The sequence below is a fragment of the Thermobacillus xylanilyticus genome, assembly GCF_907165215.1.
In the GTDB taxonomy this organism is placed as follows: Bacteria; Bacillota; Bacilli; order Paenibacillales; family Paenibacillaceae; genus Thermobacillus; species Thermobacillus xylanilyticus.
The window spans coordinates 1-13,726 of record NZ_CAJRAY010000065.1 but is presented as its reverse complement, the minus strand read 5'-3'; the positions used below and the strand labels follow the sequence as shown (position 1 = coordinate 13,726).

Annotated in this window: 16 protein-coding genes and 1 tRNA gene; 3 read left to right on the top strand and 14 right to left on the bottom strand. The window is 59.6% G+C overall.

Annotated elements, in window-relative coordinates:
* Nucleotides 1–170 precede the first annotated feature (170 nt).
* The gene (locus tag KJQ12_RS12580) at nucleotides 171–353 is read left to right on the top strand and encodes a YjzC family protein (RefSeq protein ID WP_213484946.1); all 183 of its coding nucleotides are present in this window, start codon (nucleotides 171–173) and stop codon (nucleotides 351–353) included.
* A 478-nt stretch (nucleotides 354–831) separates the two neighbouring features.
* Here KJQ12_RS12580 and KJQ12_RS12575 read toward each other — a convergent pair whose 3' ends face one another.
* Nucleotides 832–1,032: a hypothetical protein gene (locus tag KJQ12_RS12575; RefSeq protein ID WP_015256513.1), complete on the bottom strand. Its 201-nt coding sequence runs from the start codon at nucleotides 1,030–1,032 to the stop codon at nucleotides 832–834.
* Between the two features lie 187 nt (nucleotides 1,033–1,219).
* Here KJQ12_RS12575 and KJQ12_RS19625 point away from each other — a divergent pair, with 187 nt between their 5' ends.
* Nucleotides 1,220–1,327: a putative holin-like toxin gene (locus KJQ12_RS19625; protein ID WP_342344849.1), complete on the top strand. Its 108-nt coding sequence runs from the start codon at nucleotides 1,220–1,222 to the stop codon at nucleotides 1,325–1,327.
* A 486-nt stretch (nucleotides 1,328–1,813) separates the two neighbouring features.
* Here KJQ12_RS19625 and KJQ12_RS12570 read toward each other — a convergent pair.
* From KJQ12_RS12570 to KJQ12_RS12555, 4 genes are all read right to left on the bottom strand, one after another.
* A tRNA-Ser gene (locus KJQ12_RS12570) sits at nucleotides 1,814–1,904 on the bottom strand.
* Nucleotides 1,905–2,023: 119 nt separating this feature from the next.
* Nucleotides 2,024–2,260, bottom strand: coding sequence for a DUF951 domain-containing protein (locus KJQ12_RS12565; protein ID WP_213484945.1), 237 nt, complete (start codon nucleotides 2,258–2,260; stop codon nucleotides 2,024–2,026).
* A gap of 63 nt (nucleotides 2,261–2,323) precedes the next feature.
* Complete coding sequence (locus KJQ12_RS12560) at nucleotides 2,324–3,142, bottom strand: mechanosensitive ion channel family protein (protein WP_244860595.1); 819 nt, start codon at nucleotides 3,140–3,142, stop codon at nucleotides 2,324–2,326.
* Entirely contained in the window at nucleotides 3,139–3,411 is a 273-nt protein-coding gene (locus KJQ12_RS12555) for a putative Se/S carrier protein (protein ID WP_213484944.1), read from the bottom strand. Before KJQ12_RS12555 ends, KJQ12_RS12560 begins: the two co-directional genes overlap by 4 nt.
* Nucleotides 3,412–3,544: 133 nt before the next feature.
* On the opposite strand from KJQ12_RS12555, the gene yyaC reads away from it, so the two are divergent.
* Nucleotides 3,545–4,162: a spore protease YyaC gene (yyaC, locus tag KJQ12_RS12550; RefSeq protein ID WP_015256509.1), complete on the top strand. Its 618-nt coding sequence runs from the start codon at nucleotides 3,545–3,547 to the stop codon at nucleotides 4,160–4,162.
* Here yyaC and KJQ12_RS12545 read toward each other — a convergent pair.
* The 9 genes from KJQ12_RS12545 to jag all read right to left on the bottom strand — a co-directional run.
* The gene (locus tag KJQ12_RS12545) at nucleotides 4,080–4,604 is read right to left on the bottom strand and encodes a DUF4446 family protein (RefSeq protein ID WP_213484943.1); all 525 of its coding nucleotides are present in this window, start codon (nucleotides 4,602–4,604) and stop codon (nucleotides 4,080–4,082) included. The two genes, yyaC and KJQ12_RS12545, sit on opposite strands and share 83 nt — an antisense overlap.
* A 63-nt stretch (nucleotides 4,605–4,667) precedes the next feature.
* On the bottom strand, nucleotides 4,668–5,834 hold the full coding sequence (locus KJQ12_RS12540) for an aminotransferase class V-fold PLP-dependent enzyme (RefSeq protein ID WP_213484942.1): 1,167 nt from the start codon (nucleotides 5,832–5,834) through the stop codon (nucleotides 4,668–4,670).
* A gap of 254 nt (nucleotides 5,835–6,088) precedes the next feature.
* Complete coding sequence (locus tag KJQ12_RS12535; protein ID WP_213484941.1) at nucleotides 6,089–6,943, bottom strand: ParB/RepB/Spo0J family partition protein; 855 nt, start codon at nucleotides 6,941–6,943, stop codon at nucleotides 6,089–6,091.
* Nucleotides 6,915–7,697 (bottom strand): ParA family protein, encoded by a 783-nt coding sequence (locus tag KJQ12_RS12530; RefSeq protein WP_213484940.1) that lies wholly within the window; start codon nucleotides 7,695–7,697, stop codon nucleotides 6,915–6,917. Before KJQ12_RS12530 ends, KJQ12_RS12535 begins: the two co-directional genes overlap by 29 nt.
* 99 nt (nucleotides 7,698–7,796) lie before the next feature.
* Complete coding sequence (gene noc / locus KJQ12_RS12525) at nucleotides 7,797–8,618, bottom strand: nucleoid occlusion protein (RefSeq protein ID WP_041854657.1); 822 nt, start codon at nucleotides 8,616–8,618, stop codon at nucleotides 7,797–7,799.
* 328 nt (nucleotides 8,619–8,946) lie between these two features.
* A complete protein-coding gene (rsmG, locus tag KJQ12_RS12520; RefSeq protein ID WP_213484939.1) occupies nucleotides 8,947–9,666 on the bottom strand; it encodes a 16S rRNA (guanine(527)-N(7))-methyltransferase RsmG in 720 nt (239 codons plus the stop codon).
* Nucleotides 9,667–9,669: 3 nt separating this feature from the next.
* Nucleotides 9,670–11,559 carry a tRNA uridine-5-carboxymethylaminomethyl(34) synthesis enzyme MnmG gene (gene mnmG, locus KJQ12_RS12515; protein WP_213484938.1) on the bottom strand — a complete coding sequence of 630 codons (1,890 nt, stop codon included), beginning with the start codon at nucleotides 11,557–11,559 and terminating at the stop codon, nucleotides 9,670–9,672.
* A gap of 50 nt (nucleotides 11,560–11,609) precedes the next feature.
* On the bottom strand, nucleotides 11,610–12,989 hold the full coding sequence (mnmE, locus tag KJQ12_RS12510; RefSeq protein WP_213484937.1) for a tRNA uridine-5-carboxymethylaminomethyl(34) synthesis GTPase MnmE: 1,380 nt from the start codon (nucleotides 12,987–12,989) through the stop codon (nucleotides 11,610–11,612).
* Between the two features lie 106 nt (nucleotides 12,990–13,095).
* Nucleotides 13,096–13,726: RNA-binding cell elongation regulator Jag/EloR (jag, locus tag KJQ12_RS12505; protein ID WP_213484936.1), on the bottom strand; the 631-nt coding region annotated here is incomplete at its 5' end.

Here is a 13,726-nt window from a genome sequence, read left to right as displayed (position 1 = left end):
CAAAATTACGTGAGTGATCCATTGCCCTTCGGTAACATTTTTATATGAGTTGACACGGTATCCGCCGATCCTTCCTTACACCCCGGATGTTCCCGTTCATGACCGGCGCCCCGCCAGCCAACAATATGGGCAGCATCCAAATCAACCGAAGGAACGGAGGGGCTGCATTCATGGGCGAGTGGACCGAATTCGACGCGGGACATTCCGCGCCGAACGACGGATGGTACATGGAGGTCGGCGACAACGACCACATTATGGGCATCAATGATCCGCGCAAAATTTATCTGCGCAAAGGCGAGAAGTTCCCCGAGCCATCGAATCATCGCCGCAAGTGGAAGCGCGTGAAGAAATAACAGAGAACCTTCCACAGACTCCAGGGCCGGAAGGTTCTCTGTATGTGGAAATATTAGTCGTAGCCTGACGGCCATGCGGCCGCTTTTTTTCTGGGGGTGGTTTTTTTGGGGGAACCCCTCAACCGCTACCAGACCTTTTCAGACGCCTCCGATTACCTTGATTTCCATTCCAATATGCTTCACAGTATTTTTTACCCCGTTAAGTTTTAAGAGCTCACAGGGCCGATTATGGCTGTCTGCGTTGAGAGGGGCAACGGGCCGGCACGTCACAGCCGCGCCCCTCCCATGTTGCACGCGCCTTTGTTGACAGTTATCCAAGGAGATTCCAGGATGCGCATAAAAAAACGCAAGACACGAATCGCTGTGGAGTACGACGGCAAGTTAAAGCATTGCGGATCATACGAAACAGCAAAAGTAAGATTCGAACAAGTTAGAGGCGAAAGGCTGCGACAAAACACGTAATTGTCCGCATAGATTTTCAAGTTGTTCTAGAGTGTATTCCGATGGTCTTCGTTCGTGCTTTCAGCGTCTCTTTCAGCATGTTCCGTTCCATGATGGCGATCGCTTCCGGATCACCGGCTCCAACCCGATCGAGCGACGTACCGATCCGCTCTTCCATCCAGCGTATCGCCTGAAAAAACCTGATCTTCGACTGTTTTAGATCTTCCCAATTATCCACAAGATACCACCCTCTTAACAAGTACTGAGTTATCTTACCATTCCGCTAAATTTTCGATTTCTATGTTGCTGTTAACCACATATTCTGCCGCACTACTAAAGAGAAATGGATTTTTGGTATAATCTGATCAGGCTACAGTTAATCCTTCCTTAGTCATTCATTTGTTTTAGGAGGTGAATGGCCACCAATGATGAACGCGATTGACCTCAATGTACTTGTCAATTTTGGCATTTTTCTAGTCGCGTGCATAACGCTGGTGATCAAATTGATTGAGATGACCCAGAAAAAGAACTAATCCCTGCCAGAGGAAGCAAACTCGCAGCAGGGTTAGTCGGCAGACTAAGGGTTGATTCCCTGTAGCCTGTTATGAAATGCGGATGGCGTGGCAGCGCCGTCTGCATTTTTTGTTCACAGTTTTACATTATATAAAGCAGTGACACAATTTGTGCCTTTTTTTAGATTGTAGCCTAGTTGTAGCCTTGAGGCAACAATTTGTTACCTCATGAGACTGCCGGAAAAACAATCCCCTGACAGCAGTGTGGTTTGTCTATTTTTATAGCAGCTGCTGCGGTTGTCGTTGCGGTTTGCTAAAACACTTGATCTATAAGCGTTTTGCCCATTTCGGTTCATTGCGTTTCGGATCCTTCGTGATGAGCCGCAGCAAGATCGCTACTGTCTTAACGGCCACCATTTTTTTCTTCTTTGAGCGAAGTTCACGCAGCTCACGCAACAGCGCAAAAATGCGACTCCTGTCCGGAGCCGCATGATGCTGTGTATGGAATGGCGGAGAGGGTGGGATTCGAACCCACGCACGGCTTGCACCGCCTAGTTGATTTCGAGTCAACCCCCTTGGGCCTCTTGGGTACCTCTCCGTGTTTGGCACAAGCAGAATTTATATTACCACAGGGGACTGGCCGTTGCAAGATGCAATCTCCGCCATTGAAGCAACAGAAAAAATATTCGAAAATTCACTCATTTCGCAACCTGCAAGTCAAGCGGATGGCGTGGAATCTGCGCCTCCCGTCTCCGGCTTCGACTCCGCGGGGCGCAGCACCTTCTTCATATATTTCTCGAATTTCGCGCGCGGAATGAGCACGCTGTGCTTGCAGCCGACGCATTTGATCCGGATGTCCATCCCCATCCGGATGATCTCCATCTCGTTCGTGCCGCAGGGATGCGGCTTTTTCATCTGCACGATGTCTCCCAGGCCGAACGTCTTCCGCTCCACGTTCTCCCCTCTCCTTTCATGCAAAACCCAAATCCGTCATGCCGGCCGTCAGCGATATCCGGTTCAACCCGGCGCTGTCCGCAGCTCGTTCAGCGCCCGCCTGAGCAGCACATTGAGCGCGCGGGTAACCTCTTCGTGCGTATTCGGCTTGCATTCCGCGACGACCCGCACCGTCGCGCTGTCCGCGCTGGCCGTCACGACCCCGAGCACTTCCGGTTCGCGCACCACATTGTCGTCCTTGAGCTGCCGCGCCGTCTCGCCGATGACGGCCATCGCCCGTTCCAGGCTCACCCCGCCGTCCACCGTCACGTCGACCACGGCCAGCGCGTTGTGCAGCGAGTAGTTCGTGACGTCGTTGATCTGTCCGTTCGGGATGATGAACACTTCGCCCGTCCAGCTTCTCAGCCGGGTGGTGCGCAGCCCGATCATTTCCACCGTGCCCTTGTAGGCGCCGATCTTCACTTCATCCCCGACGCCGAACGGATCCTCCAGGATGATGAACAGTCCGGAAATGACATCCTTGACCAGACTCTGTGCGCCGAAGCCGATTGCGAGGCCGACGACGCCGGCGCCCGCGATGAGCGGCGCCAGGCTGATATTGAACTCGCCGAGGATGAGCAGAAAAGCGACGAAATAGATGCAGTACGACACCGTGTTGTTGAGCAGCTTGCCGACGGTCTGGATGCGCCGCGGCTGAATCCGGACCCGCTCGGGGCTTCGGTTGATGAGCAGCCGTTCGATCACCTTGTGCAGCACTTTGGCCGCAACCCAGGCGACCAGCAGAATGAGCACGATGCGCAGCACGGTCATGCCGATGCTCATCCACATCAGCTCATTCCGAAGATCCGCCGCGAAGTTCTGCATTTCGATCATTTCGATCATTCCTCCGTCCCCCTCGCCGGTGCGTGTTGCTCCCGGAAAGCCGGCACGTAGCCTTGTTCCGAGAATATGTAAATGCCGCGGATCTCCACATGCTCCTGACGGATGATCTCGAGGATTTCCGGCAGATGCTCGTCCGGGAACTCGATCGATATCGCGCAGCCGGCCGTAATCTCCTTCGGCGTGGGACGGATGTCGATCTCGATCCCGGCGTATTCAAACAACATTTCCGCCCGCAGCGCCTGCTGGGTGGAATCGAACGCGGCCAACATCGCAGCGTCCCCTTTCCTGAAATGATGCCGCAGCACTGCCTGTCTGGCCCTGCGGTCCCGTTTTGTGTCCCTCCAGTATAAACCGGGCACGATGTCCATATACTAGTAACACGCTGTTTGCGGAGGGGATGCCATGAAGCCGGCCGTTCGAAGAGAAGCGCCGCTCAAGGTCGCGCATGCCGATGCGAATGCATGTGCGCTGCTCACCGAGCGACTGACCCACTATATGACGACGATGGCGGAGAACCGCCGGATTGCCATCGTGTGCATCGGCACGGACCGGTCGACCGGCGATTCGCTTGGTCCCCTGGTTGGCACGAAGCTGTCCAAATACCGCAGCCCGCATTTCGATCTGTACGGCACGCTGGAGCATCCGGTTCATGCGATGAATCTCGAGGAAACGCTCCACCGGATCGAACGGAAGACGCCCCGGCCGTTCATCATCGGCATCGACGCCTGCCTTGGACAGGCCGCCAGCGTCGGCTGCATCCAGATCGGCGAAGGTCCGGTTCGTCCGGGCGCCGGCGTCAACAAGGAGCTGCCGCCGGTCGGCGACATTCACATGACCGGCATCGTCAACGTCGGCGGTTTCATGGAATACTTCGTCCTGCAGAACACCAGGCTGCATCTGGTCATGCGCATGGCCGATCTGATCGCGCTGAGTCTCATCAACGCTGTCCATGCCGTGAGGCGGCAGCGGCCGCTGGCTGCAGTCCCGCCTGTTCAATCGCCTGCCGTTCCTCAGGCGTAAGCGGGTAGGCCGACTCTCCGCCCTTTACCGGTTTGGCGTACACGTAGGTTTCTTCCCGGCTGTGAATGCCGCTCAGGACGACGCCGCTCCGCTCTTCGTTCACGATGGCAATAGCAAAGCTGAGATCGCTTCCTTGATCGGCGAACGCATTGTAGCGCACAATTCCGATTCTGCCGGCCGATTGTCTGACCGTCTCTTCGAGCCGGCTCAGCCCGCCGGTCAGCCGCTCGATCTCCCTCGCGGCATCCGCGGTCCGCTGCTGCAAATTGCTGATGACCGTCTCCAGATCGGCCACCCCCGTGCCGCCGATCATCGCCCGGTATTGCCGGGTGAGCCGGCTCAGCTTGCGGCTGACGACAGCCAGCCAGATGAGCAGCACGACGACCAGCAGGCCGATTCCCGCGATCGCCGCATACAAGATTTCCGAATCTTCTGCCCTCATCGCTACTCCCCCATGTTTTCCGATCGATTTCTGTATCTTCTGCAACGTCTTCAGACAGCCGTCTCAATAATACCGGCTGATCTCCTTCGCAGCCGCGATGAGTGCATCCACGTCCGCCTCGGTCGTGGAATGGCCGACGCTGGCGCGCACCGCGCCCGTGGCCGCCGTACCCGCCGTTCCATGCGCCAGCGGGGTGCAATGGAACCCGGCCCGGACGGCGATGCCGTAATGCCTGTCCAGGATGAACGCCGTCTCCGACGGATCGGCGCTGCCGATAATGAATGAGACGATGCCGGTTCTCGGTTCGCCCGGTTCCGGACCGAGCACGCGCACGTTGCCGATCGCAGACAGCCCCTCCATCAGCCGTTGCGCAAGCGACCATTCCTTATTATAGATTTTCTCAACCGTCTCATGCAGGATGTACCGGACGCCCGCCGCCAGCCCCGCCAGCCCCGGGGTATTGACCGTGCCGGATTCGTAGCGGTCGGGCCGCACGTCCGGCTGTTCGGCCGCTTCCGACTGGCTGCCCGTTCCGCCGTGCAGAATCGGCTCAAGGTTGACCTCCGGATGAATGTACAAGCCGCCCGTCCCCTGGGGACCGAGCAATCCCTTGTGTCCCGGGAACGCCAGCAGATCGATGCCCATCGCCTCCACGTCGATCGGCAGGATACCGGCGCTCTGCGCCGCGTCGACCAGCAGCCGGATGCCTCTCTTGCGGGTCATGGTGCCGATCTCGGCGACCGGCAGAATCGACCCGAGCAGATTCGAACTGTGGTTGACGATCACCAGCTTCGTATCCGGCAGCAGCGCTTCGCGGACGCGCGTCGGGTCGAGGCGGCCGCGTTCATCCGTCTCCACATAGGTGACCTTCACACCGATCGTCCGCTTCAAATGCTCGAGCGGCCGCCGGACCGCATTGTGCTCGACCGCCGTTGCGACGACGTGATCGCCGGGCTTGAGGCACCCTTTGATCGCCATGTTCAGCGCAATGGTCGTGTTGAACGTCAGCGCGATGTCGTTCGGATTGGCGATGCGAAACAGTTCCGCCAGCGCTTTCCGCGCCTCGAACACGATCCTGCCCGCGCTGACCGCCATCCGGTGGCTTCCCCTGCCGGGATTTGCACCGTCATGCACCATCGCTTCGCGCACCGCTTCGATCACTTCCGGCGGCTTCGGCCATGAAGTTGCCGCATGATCGAGATAGATGATCCGCTCCGTCTTTGCGTCCATGCATGCCCCCTGCTTTCCCCGCCGCATAGCTGCGAAATGGCATACTTTAGTGTAATGCTTTCCGCCCGGGAATACAACTCCGCGATCCGGGCGATTCTCCCGGTTCTGTGTCAAGGTCAGCATGCCGAGGCTTCGCGGGCGGCAAGCGTTTTGATTTCGGAACAACCAACCGACAATGAGGGGCGCCTCCGCAATGGTTCATCGGATGGCGCCCCGTCTGTTCGCATAACCTTCCTTGCCCGACTTGTCCGGCGTCAGGCCAGCCGTTCCAAAAGCTCCAGCAGCCGCTCCAGATCCTGCTTGCCGTAATACAGCAGCTCGATCCGGCCCTTGTCCTTCTGATGGCGGATGCGAACCGTCGTCTTGAACCGTTCGCGCAGCGTCTCCTCGACCTGCTCGATGTACGGATCGCGCTTCTTCGCCTTGGCTTGCGCCTTCTTGACCGCCACATTTTTGCGCCCGAGCTGCTGAATGGCGTCTTCCAGCTCGCGCACGCTCCATTCGTTCTCGATCGTCTGCCGGGCAAGCTCCTTCAACTTCTTGTCGTCCTTCAGACCGGCCAGCGCCCGCGCATGCCCCATGGACAATGTTCCACGTGAAACATGTTCCTTCACTTCAGCCGGCAGCGTCAGCAGACGAAGGAAATTCGCGATATGCGAGCGCGACTTGCCAACCTTCAGCGACAGTTCCTCCTGGGTGAGCTGGAACTTGTCCATGATCGACTGATAGGCAAGCGCAAGCTCGATCGCATTCAGATCTTCCCGCTGCAGGTTCTCGATCAGCGCGATCTCCATCACCTGCTGGTCGGAGAAATCGCGCACGACCGCGGGAATCGTCGCATTGCCGATGAGCTGCGAAGCGCGGAAACGACGCTCTCCCGCAATGATCTCGTATCCTTTCACGACGCTGCGCACAATAATCGGCTGAATGACGCCATGCAGCCGAATCGACTCGGCCAGTTCCCTGATCGCTTCTTCGTCGAACGTCTTGCGTGGCTGATACGGGTTCGGACGAAGCTGGGTCAACGAAATTTCAATGACCTTGTCATCTTCGCCTACCGTCAGAGAAGGAATAAGCGCGTCAAGCCCTTTCCCCAGCCGTCTGCTCATGGGTCATCACTTCCTTCGCCAATTCGAGGTAGACTTCCGCGCCCTTCGATCTCGGATCATAAGTGATAATGGATTGCCCGTGCGACGGCGCCTCGCTCAAGCGGACATTGCGCGGGATGATCGTCTGATACACTTTCTGCTGAAAATATTTCTTGACTTCCTCGATCACCTGAATGCCGAGATTCGTCCGCGCATCGAACATCGTGAGCAGCACGCCTTCGATTTGCAGCGATTTGTTGAGATGTTTCTGGACGAGCCGAACCGTATTGAGCAGCTGGCTCAAGCCTTCAAGCGCATAATACTCGCACTGGATCGGAATGAGGACCGAGTCGGCGGCCGTCAGCGAATTGATCGTCAGAATGCCGAGCGAAGGAGGACAATCGATCAGAATGTAATCAAACATGTCCCGCACTTGCGACAACGACTTTTTCAGCCGGATCTCCCGCGAAATCGTCGGCACCAGCTCAATCTCCGCGCCGGCCAGCTGAATCGTGGCAGGAATCAGCGTCAGTCCCGGGATGCTGGTTTCCACCATGGCATCGCGCGGATGCACGTCATTGATCAGTACGTCATAGATGCAGTTGTCAACATCCGCCTTGTTGATGCCGATGCCGCTGGTCGTATTGCCTTGAGGGTCGATATCGACGAGCAGCACCTTCCTCCCCAGCGATGCCAGCGATGCGCCCAGATTGACGGATGTCGTCGTCTTGCCGACTCCGCCTTTCTGATTCGCAACCGCAATGATTTTCGACAATCCGGTTCACCTCTCACCTGCTGAGTTAACCCTATCTTGTTAGCTCCTGCGCTGACCGCCGCTTGCAGCGGACCGTACACCGCGGGCGACACCGCAAGCCTACCGTTTCGGAATGCGGATGACGATTTCGTAATGTTCGCCGCAGTCGCGTTCGTCCGTCTTGATGTCGATGCCGGACCCCGCCACCATCTCGACGGACTGGCGAATGGTGTTGAGCGCGAGGCGGACGTCCTTCGTGAATGAGATCCGCTTCGAAGACTTCTTCGACTTCGCAGAAGCTTCCTTGTAGAACGCGGCACGCGCTTCCGTCTGCTTCACGTTCAGTTCCTTGGAGATAATATCCTCCAGCACCTTCACCTGGAGTTCTTCCGACTCCAGCGACAGCAGCGCCCTCGCATGACGCTCGGTAATCTTCCGTTCCATGAGCGCCTGCTTTACCGGTTCGCTGAGATGCAGCAGCCTGAGCTTGTTCGCAATCGTCGATTGGCTTTTGCCGAGACGCTGCGCCAAGCTTTCCTGCGTCAGATTGTGCAGATCCAGCAGCTTCTGGTAAGCAACCGCTTCTTCAATCGCGGTCAGCCCTTCCCGCTGCAGGTTCTCGATCAGCGCGATCGATGCCGCCTGGGAATCGTTGAATTCGCGGACAATCGCCGGAATCGTCTCCAGTCCCAGCTTCTTGACGGCGCGCCAGCGCCGCTCACCGGCGATAATCTCGTAGCGCCCGTTCCGGACGCGTACGACGATCGGCTGGATGACGCCGTGCGTGCGGATCGTCTGGCACAGTTCGTCGATCCGCTCGTCATCGAAGATTGTCCGCGGCTGGTAGGGGCTCGCGTCGATCTCGCCGACGGGGATCTGCTTCACTTCGTCTTGATTCGTGCGGTCGCCCAGACCGAACAGCCGAGAAAATTGCTCCTTCATCATGTCATTCCCTACCCCATTCAGAATGCCGCTGCCGATCCACCCGGAAGACAGGCTGCTGTCGCAGCCGCTCAAGGCCGCTCAAAACGCCCGGTCTTCCGGACGAACCGTATGCATCCGCGACAGCCGAAACAAAACGCCGATGTTCCATCGGCGTGATGTTGTTTGTTTCGTTGTTGCCGTGCTGCATCGAACCATCGCCATTCGCAAGCATAATCATTCGAGACACGGAATTCGATTTCCTGCTTGACAAACCGATTTTTCACATTTGTTCACGGAAAATGTTTCACGTGGAACAACGTCTGCCGGAATGGCGGCCGCTCGATCATCAGACGATCGGCTGCTTCGCCGGAATGCCGGCCTTGCGCGGATACCGCGCCGGCGTCCGGCCCGATTTGCGGATGATCACGATGTGCCGGTCCGCCTGCTCGAACGGCAATTGCAGCGCATGCACCGCCTCGAGCTTGCCTCCCAGCTCGGACAGCGCCCGCTTCGACTCCGCGATTTCTTCCGCGGGATCGCTGCCCTTCATCGCGGCAAATCGGCCGTCCGGCCGCGCGAACGGCAGGCAGAACTCGGCGAGCACGTTCATTCTGGCGACCGCGCGGGCCGTTACGAGGTCGTATCCGTCGCGGTGCTCCGGCATTCTGGCCGCGTCTTCCGCGCGGGCATGCAGGCAGGTCACGCCGGCAAGGCCGAGCTCCGCAGTCAGATGCTCGAGGAACCGGATCCGCTTGCCGAGCGAATCGACGATCAGCACATCAAGATGCGGGAAGCAAATCTTGAGCGGAAGACTCGGGAAGCCCGCGCCGGAACCGATGTCGGCCAGCTTGCCGGTCCCGTTCAGATCCAGATGGAATGCGAGCGTCAGCGAGTCGTAGAAATGCTTCTCGTATACCGCTTCCCGCTCCGTGATCGCCGTCAGATTCATCCGCTCGTTCCATTCCACGAGCAGCCGGAAGTACGTCTCGAACCGTTCACTCCGCTCCGGCGTCAGATCCAGATTCCGCTCCGCCAGCAGCTTCTCGAACCAGGACGGGGCGCTCAAAGGTCACGACCCCCGCGCCGCCGTCACGCGGTTGTAATGCTCGAGATACACGAGCAGGATGGACAGGTCGGCCGGCGAAACGCCCGAGATGCGCGACGCCTGCCCGATCGAGATCGGCCGGATGGCGGTGAGCTTCTGTTTCGCCTCCGTCGACAGGCCGTGCACGGCGTAATAGTCGATGTCTTCCGGGATCCGCTTCTGCTCCATCTTGTTCAGCCGCTCCACCTGCTGCAGCTGCTTCTCGATGTAGCCCGCGTACTTGATCTGGATCTCGACCTGTTCCTTCATCTCATCGGTCAGTTCGACCGGTGAAGGCGTCACGGTCTCGAGCATCGCATACGTCACTTCCGGACGTCTGAGCAGCGTCAGCGCGTCGACCGTGTTCTGCGCCGGAGCGGAGCCGGCCATCTCCAGCACCCGCTGCGCTTCCTCCGGCTTCAGCTTGACCGTTCTCAGCCGCGCGATCTCGTCTTCCACCTTCTGCTTCTTGTCAAGGAACTTGCGGTACCGCTCCTCGCTGATCAGCCCGATTTCATAGCCGACCGGCGTCAGGCGCAGATCGGCATTGTCATGACGCAGCAGCAGCCGGTATTCGGCGCGCGACGTGAGCAGCCGGTACGGCTCGTTCGTCCCCTTCGTCACAAGGTCGTCGATCAGCACGCCGATGTACCCTTGCGCGCGGGACAGAATAACCGGATCCTTGCCCTGAACCTTGCGCGCGGCGTTGATGCCCGCCATGATCCCTTGTGCGGCCGCCTCTTCATAGCCGGATGTGCCGTTCAGCTGGCCGGCCGTGAACAGCCCCTCGACGAGCTTCGTCTCGAGCGACGGCTTGAGCTGCGTCGGCACGATGACGTCGTACTCGATCGCGTAGCCGGGACGCATCATTTCGGCCTTCTCGAGGCCCGGAACCGAGCGGAGCATCTTAAGCTGCAGCTCCTCCGGCATGCTCGTCGACAGCCCCTGCACGTAATATTCCTTCGTATTCCGACCTTCGGGCTCGAGGAAAATCTGATGCTTCGGCTTGTCGGCGAACCGGACGATCTTGTCCTCGATCGACGGACAGTAGCGCGTCCCCGTCCCTTCGATCAGGCCCGAATACATCGGCGCGCGGTGGAGATTTTCCTGAATGATCCGGTGCGTCTCTTCCGATGTATAGGTGAGCCAGCAAGGCAGCTGCTCGACTTCGCGGTATTCCGTCTCATAGGAGAAATATTTCGGCTTCTCGTCGCCCGGCTGAATCTCGGTCTTCGAGAAATCGATCGTATCCCCGTGGATCCGCGGCGGCGTGCCGGTCTTGAACCGGATCAGCTCGAAGCCGAGCGAGCGCAGCGATTCCGACAGCTTCACGGAAGGCTGCTGGTTGTTCGGTCCGCTCTCGTACATCAGCTCGCCGATGATGATCTTGCCGCGCAAGTAAGTGCCCGTCGTGATGACAACCGCCTGCGCGGAATATTCCGCGCCCGTCTTCGTCCGGACGCCCTTGCAGCGTCCGCCTTCGACGATCACTTCCTCCACCATCGCCTGGCGGAGCGTGAGCCGCTCGGTCCGCTCCAGCGTCTGCTTCATCGTGTGCTGATACAGAAACTTGTCCGCCTGCGCGCGCAGCGCATGGACCGCCGGCCCTTTGCCCGTGTTCAGCATCCGCATCTGGATGAACGTCTTGTCGATGTTCCGTCCCATCTCGCCGCCGAGGGCGTCGATCTCGCGCACGACATGCCCCTTCGCCGGCCCGCCGATCGACGGGTTGCACGGCATGAACGCCACCATGTCCAGGCTGATCGTGAGCAGCAGCGTCTCGCAGCCCATCCGCGCCGCGGCAAGCGCCGCCTCGCAGCCCGCATGACCCGCGCCGACGACGATGACGTCATAATGTCCCGCTTCGTATCCCACAGCTTCACCCTCTTTCATTAAGAAAAAACCATCCGCCGACCTGCCCGGGTTCATTTTCCGAGACAGAACTGCGAGAAAATCTGGTCAATCAGCGATTCCCCGGCCGTATCGCCCGTTATCTCGCCGAGCCGCTCCCATGCCGTCCGGACATCGATCTGGACGATGTCGATCGGCACGCCGGCGTCGGTCGATTCAATGGCGTCGACCAGCGCCTGCTCCGCCTGCTTGAGCAGCGCGGCATGGCGGGCGTTCGACACATAGGCCGCTTCGCCGCCTTCCAGCTTGCCGCCGAAGAACAGGTCGGCAATCGCCTGCCCGAGTTCATTCATCCCCAAGCCTTCCTTGACCGACATCGGCACGATCGCGGTTCCGGGCAGCAGCTTCCGCACCTCGGCTTCATCCAACTTCGCGGGCAGGTCGGATTTGTTCAGAATGACGACCGCCTGTCTGCCGGCCGCCTGGCCGAGCAGCGTCCGGTCATCTTCATGAAGCGGTTCGGACCGGTTCAGCACAATGAGCAGCAGATCGGCATCCGTCAAGGCGGATCGCGAACGTTCAACGCCGATCCGCTCGACGACGTCGGACGTCTCGCGGATGCCGGCCGTATCGAGCAGCCGCAGCGGAATGCCGCTGACCGTCACATACTCCTCGATGACGTCGCGCGTCGTGCCGGGAATGTCGGTGACGATCGCCCGCTCGGTGCCCGCCAGCAGGTTGAGCAGCGACGACTTGCCGACGTTCGGCCGCCCGACAATCGCGGTCATAATCCCCTCGCGCAATATTCTGCCTTCGTTCGCCGATTTTAGCAGCTGCCGGATCTCCGCCAGCACTTCCCCGCTCCGCTCACGGATGAAGGCGCTTGTCAGCTCCTCGACGTCATGCTCGGGATAGTCGATGTTGACCTCGAGATGCGCGAGCAGCTCGATCAGCCGCTGTCTGAGTTCGCCGATCTTCCGCGACAGAGCGCCTTCGACCTGCTTCAGCGCCACCTTCATGGCCCGCTCCGACTTCGAACGGATCAGGTCCATGACCGCTTCCGCCTGCGCCAGGTCGATGCGGCCGTTCACGAACGCCCGCCGCGTGAACTCGCCCGGTTCCGCGAGGCGGATGCCGCCGCCGGCCAGCAGCAGATCCAGCACCCGCCGCACCGGCACGATGCCGCCGTGCACGCTGATCTCGACGACATCCTCGGCCGTGAATGACCTCGGCGCCCGCATCACCGTAACGAGCGCTTCATCAACCGCTTCGCCGGTCGCAGGATCGACGATTTTCGCGTATTGCACCGTATGGGTCGCCGCGTCCTTGAGCCCCGTCTTCGCGCGGACATAGGGCGCGGCCGCCTCGATCGCGGAAGGACCGCTGATCCGGATGACGGCAATCCCGCTCTCGCCGACGGCCGTCGCAATCGCAGCGATCGTATCGTCGTGCATGCTGTCCAGTCCTTTCCCTGTGATCGCAGACACCGCAAGAAACTTTAAAAAAAGGCAATGCCTCGCGTTACGAGCCATTGCCGCGGAAGAGATCGCATGCCTTGCGTCACTTGAGCGTAATGACGACGCGCCGGTTCGGTTCGTCGCCCTTGCTGAACGTCTTCACTTTCGGATGGTGCTGCAATGCCGTGTGAATCACTTTGCGCTCCTGCGGGGTCATCGGCTCCAGGACGATCTCCTTGCCGGTCCTGACCACCCGCTGCGCGAGCCGTTCAGACAATTCCTCGAGCGTCTTGCGCCGCCGTTCGCGGAAATTCTCTGCATCGAGCACGATGCGCACACGTTCGCGCGAACTGCGGCTGGCGACGATATTCGCCAAATATTGCAGCGCGTCGAGCGTCTGGCCTCTGCGGCCGATGAGCAGCCCCATATCTTCGCCGCCCGACATCGCCAGCTTCAGGCCGTCGCGCGATTCGCTCCGGCTGATGTCAATCGTGATCCCCATCGCGCCCGCGACTTCGCGCAGGAACCGCTCCGCCGCTTCGGCGGCTTCCCCGGCGCCGCCCTCTCCGGGTCGCGATTCGGGATCTTGCGGTTCCGAATCTTCTTCCTCTTCGAAGAATGCCACGTCTTCGTCTTCGGAACCGCCGGCATCCGTGATGACGTCTTCGACTGCGGCGGTCTCCGCCGCCTGCGGCTCGGCCGCGGCCGGGGCGGGTACCGCCGCGGCCGGCTCC

Excerpts from the sequence above, each read along its gene's own strand:
- KJQ12_RS12535 (WP_213484941.1), bottom strand. The coding sequence starts at position 6,943 with ATGAGCAGACGGCTGGGGAAAGGGCTTGACGCGCTTATTCCTTCTCTG.
- mnmE (WP_213484937.1), bottom strand. The coding sequence starts at position 12,989 with ATGCACGACGATACGATCGCTGCGATTGCGACGGCCGTCGGCGAGAGC.
- KJQ12_RS12580 (WP_213484946.1), top strand. The coding sequence starts at position 171 with ATGGGCGAGTGGACCGAATTCGACGCGGGACATTCCGCGCCGAACGAC.
- KJQ12_RS12540 (WP_213484942.1), bottom strand. The coding sequence starts at position 5,834 with ATGGACGCAAAGACGGAGCGGATCATCTATCTCGATCATGCGGCAACT.
- KJQ12_RS12545 (WP_213484943.1), bottom strand. The coding sequence starts at position 4,604 with ATGAGGGCAGAAGATTCGGAAATCTTGTATGCGGCGATCGCGGGAATC.
- KJQ12_RS12560 (WP_244860595.1), bottom strand. The coding sequence starts at position 3,142 with ATGATCGAAATGATCGAAATGCAGAACTTCGCGGCGGATCTTCGGAAT.
- KJQ12_RS19625 (WP_342344849.1), top strand. The coding sequence starts at position 1,220 with ATGATGAACGCGATTGACCTCAATGTACTTGTCAATTTTGGCATTTTT.
- noc (WP_041854657.1), bottom strand. The coding sequence starts at position 8,618 with ATGAAGGAGCAATTTTCTCGGCTGTTCGGTCTGGGCGACCGCACGAAT.
- KJQ12_RS12555 (WP_213484944.1), bottom strand. The coding sequence starts at position 3,411 with ATGTTGGCCGCGTTCGATTCCACCCAGCAGGCGCTGCGGGCGGAAATG.
- yyaC (WP_015256509.1), top strand. The coding sequence starts at position 3,545 with ATGAAGCCGGCCGTTCGAAGAGAAGCGCCGCTCAAGGTCGCGCATGCC.